The sequence below is a fragment of the Streptomyces sp. NPDC042102 genome (assembly GCF_055582305.1).
Map to the genome: position 1 here is coordinate 1 of NZ_JBVJDL010000028.1, position 3,929 is coordinate 3,929.

Annotated in this window: 2 protein-coding genes; both read left to right on the plus strand. The window is 74.7% G+C overall.

Annotated features, from left to right (window positions below; all coding sequences use genetic code 11):
- A partial coding sequence (locus tag ACZ6KO_RS34900; protein ID WP_469308001.1) for an acyl carrier protein occupies positions 1–870 on the plus strand: 870 nt, incomplete at its 5' end.
- 27 nt (positions 871–897) lie between these two features.
- Positions 898–3,929, plus strand: a 3,032-nt coding sequence (locus tag ACZ6KO_RS34905) for a type I polyketide synthase (protein ID WP_469308002.1), incomplete at its 3' end; no start/stop codon positions are given.

Sequence of the window (3,929 nt, forward strand, 5' to 3'; positions counted from 1 at the left end):
GGGCAGGGTAACTATGCGGCTGCCAACGCCTATCTGGACGCGCTGGCGGAGCAGCGGCGCGCGGACGGGCTGCCCGCCACCTCCATCGCCTGGGGCCCCTGGGCCGACCACGGGATGGCCGCCTCGGACGAGGCCGTCGCGGAGCGGATGCGGCTGGCCGGCATGACCGGACTGCCCGCCGACACCGCGTTCGCCGCCCTCGCCCGGGCGCTCGCCGACGGCACCGGCACGCTGACCGCCATCGACCTCGACTGGCAGCGCTTCGCGCCCGGCTTCACCTCCGCCCGCCCGAGCCCGCTGCTGGCCGGCATCCCCGAGGCCGTACCGGCCCCGGGCGCGGGCACCGAGGAGAACGGCCTCCTGGAACGACTGGCCGCCCTGCCGCCCGCCGAGCGCACCGACGCCCTGCTGGAGACCGTACGCACCAACGTGGCCGGCGTACTGGGTCACGGGTCGGCGCAGCGCGTCGAGGCCGGGCAGGCGTTCAAGGAGATCGGCTTCGACTCGCTGACGGCGGTCGAGCTGCGCAACCGGTTGGGCCGGGCGACCGGGCTGGACCTGCCCGCCACGGTCGTCTTCGACCACCCGACCCCGGCCGCGCTGGCCTCGTACCTCCTGACCGAGCTCACCGGCGAACTCGCGGACGCGGGCACCGACCCGCAGGAGGCCCGGCTGCGCCAGGCCCTCGCCTCCGTGCCGCTCGCCCGGATCCGGGAAGCCGGGCTCCTGGAGGTGCTCCTGGACCTCGCGGGCCTGGACCCGGCCCCCGCCGCGGCAGCGGCAGTACCGGACGAGGCGGCACCGGAGGACATCGACGCGATGGACGCCGACGCCCTCATCCGCCTCGCCATGGACAACACGGACTCCTGACGGTCCGCGGAAGTGTGGAGCTGACACATGGTTACGCCCGACGAAGTGACGACACCCAACGACAAGCTCGTGGCAGCGCTGCGGACCTCGCTGAAGGAGGCCGAGCGGCTGCGCGAGCAGAACCGGCGGCTCACGGACGCCGCCCGTGAACCCATCGCGATCGTCGCGATGAGCTGCCGGTTCCCCGGCGGCGTCCGCACCCCGGAAGGCCTGTGGGACCTGGTGGTCTCGGGCCGCGACGCGGTGGCGCCGTTCCCCACCGACCGGGGCTGGGATCTGGAGGCGCTGTTCGACGAGGACCCCGACAGCCCCGGGTCCTCGTACGTCCGCGAAGGGGCGTTCGTCCACGACGCGGGCGATTTCGACGCGGGGTTCTTCGGGATCTCGCCGCGTGAGGCCCTCGCCATGGACCCGCAGCAGCGGCTGCTGCTGGAGACCTCCTGGGAGGCCGTCGAGCGGGCCGGGATCGCCCCGGACGCGCTGCGCGGCAGCCGTACCGGCGTGTTCGTCGGTTCCAACGGGGCCGACTACGGGACGGTCCTGGTCGGCGGCCCCGAGGACGTCGACGGCTACCTCGCCACCGGGAACGCGACGAGCGTGCTGTCCGGCCGTATCGCGTACGCGTTCGGCTTCGAGGGGCCGGCCGTCACCGTCGACACCGCCTGCTCCTCCTCGCTGGTCGCCCTGCACCTGGCGGCGCAGGCCCTGCGCCGCCAGGAGTGCACCCTCGCGCTGGCCGCGGGGGTGACCGTGATGTCCAGCCCCACCACCTTCACCGAGTTCAGCCGCCAGCGCGGCCTCGCCGCCGACGGCCGGTGCAAGCCGTTCGCGGCGGCCGCCGACGGCACCGGCTGGGGCGAGGGCGTGGGCGTCCTCGTCCTGGAGCGGCTGTCGGACGCGCGTCGCAACGGCCACCGGGTGCTGTCCGTGATCCGAGGGTCGGCCGTCAATCAGGACGGGGCGAGCAACGGGCTGACCGCCCCCAACGGCCCCTCCCAGCGGCGCGTCCTGCGGCAGGCGCTGGCGGACGCCCGGCTGACCGCGGAGCAGGTGGACGTGGTGGAGGCGCATGGGACGGGGACGACGCTGGGTGATCCGATCGAGGCGCAGGCCCTGCTGGCGACGTATGGGCGGGGGCGTCCGGTGGGGCGGCCGCTGGGGTTGGGGTCGGTGAAGTCGAACATCGGGCATACCCAGGCGGCTGCCGGGGTGGCGGGTGTGATCAAGATGGTGGAGGCCATCCGTCACGGTGTCATGCCGCGCACGCTGCACGTGGACGAGCCGACACCCAACGTCGACTGGTCGGCGGGCACGGTACGGCTGCTGACCGAGAACACCGACTGGCCCGACACCGGCCAGCCGCGCCGCGCCGGCGTCTCCTCCTTCGGCATGAGCGGGACGAACGCCCACGTGATCCTGGAGGCGGCGACGGCCGAGGTCCCGGCCGGTACCGATGCCGATGACCGCGCCGCTGCCCCGGACCGCGCCGCCGTGCCCTGGCTGCTCTCCGCGCGGTCCGCCGAAGCCCTGCGGGCCCAGGCCGGGGCCCTGCGCACCTTCCTCGCCGAGCGCCCCGAGGAGAACGACCTCCCGGCCCTGGGGCGTTCGCTGGCCTTCGCCCGCACCGCGTTCGACCACCGTGCCGTGCTCGTCGCCGCCGACCGGGAGACGTTCGCCGAGCGGCTGACCGCCCTCGCCGACGGCGCCCCCGCGCCGGGCCTGATCGAGGGCGTGGTGCCGGAGGGCCGGACCAGAACCGTGTTCGTGTTCCCGGGGCAGGGTTCGCAGTGGCCGGGCATGGCCACGGAACTGCTGGCGTCCAGTGAGGTGTTCGCCGAGCGGATGGCGGAGTGTGAGCGGGCGCTGGCTCCGTACGTGGCGTGGTCGCTGACGGAGGTCCTGGGTGACGAGGAGGCGCTCGCCCGGGTGGATGTGGTCCAGCCGGCCCTGTGGGCGGTGATGGTGTCGCTGGCCGCGCTCTGGCGTTCGCACGGAGTCGAGCCCGCGGCCGTGCTCGGCCACTCGCAGGGGGAGATCGCCGCGGCGTGCGTCGCGGGTGCGCTGACCCTCGATGACGGGGCCCGTGTCGTCGCCCTGCGCAGCAAGGCCCTGCTCGCCCTCTCCGGGCGCGGCGGCATGGTGTCCGTCCCGCTCTCCCGCGACGAGCTGGCGGAGCACCTCGACGAGCGGCTGTCGGTCGCCGCCGAGAACGGTCCCCGCTCGGTAGTCGTCTCGGGCGACCCCGAGGCCCTCGACGCGCTCCTCGCCCGCATCGAGGGGGCCCGCCGGATCGCCGTCGACTACGCCTCCCACTCGGCCCATGTCGAGGAGATCCGCGCCGAGCTGCTCGACGTCCTCGCGGCGGTGACCCCGCGGGCGGCCGAGGTGCCCTTCTTCTCGACGGTCACCGCCGACTGGCAGGACGGCGCCGGGCTGGACGCCGGCTACTGGTACCGCAACCTGCGTCAGACCGTACGTTTCGACGAGGCCACCCGTGCCCTGCGCGACCAGGGCTTCGGCCTCTTCGTCGAGAGCAGCCCGCACCCGGTGCTCATCCAGGGGCTCGGGGACGGGGCAGTGGGCTCGCTGCGCCGCCAGGAGGGCGGGACGGAGCGGTTCCTGACCTCCCTGGCCGAGGCCTCCGTGCGCGGCGCGGCCGTCGACTGGACGCCCGCGTTCCCCGGCACGGGTACGGGCCAGGACCACGCCGACCTGCCGACGTACGCCTTCCAGCGCCGGCGCTACTGGCCGCGCCCCGGAACCCGCGCGACCACCGGCGCCGACCCCGCCGAGGCCGCCTTCTGGACAGCCGTCGAACACGCAGACCTCGACGCCCTGTCCGGTGAACTCGGCGCCCACGGCCAGGAACGCGAGGCGCTGGAGGCGACGCTCCCGGTGCTCTCGGCCTGGCGCACGGGCCGCCGGCAGCGCTCCACGGTGGCCTCCTGGCGCTACCGGGCCACCTGGCAGCCTGCCCGCGCCGACCTCACTGCTGGTTTGTCCGGTCGGTGGGTGGTGGTGGACGGGTCTGCGGTGGCTGGTGTGTTGCGGTCGGCTGG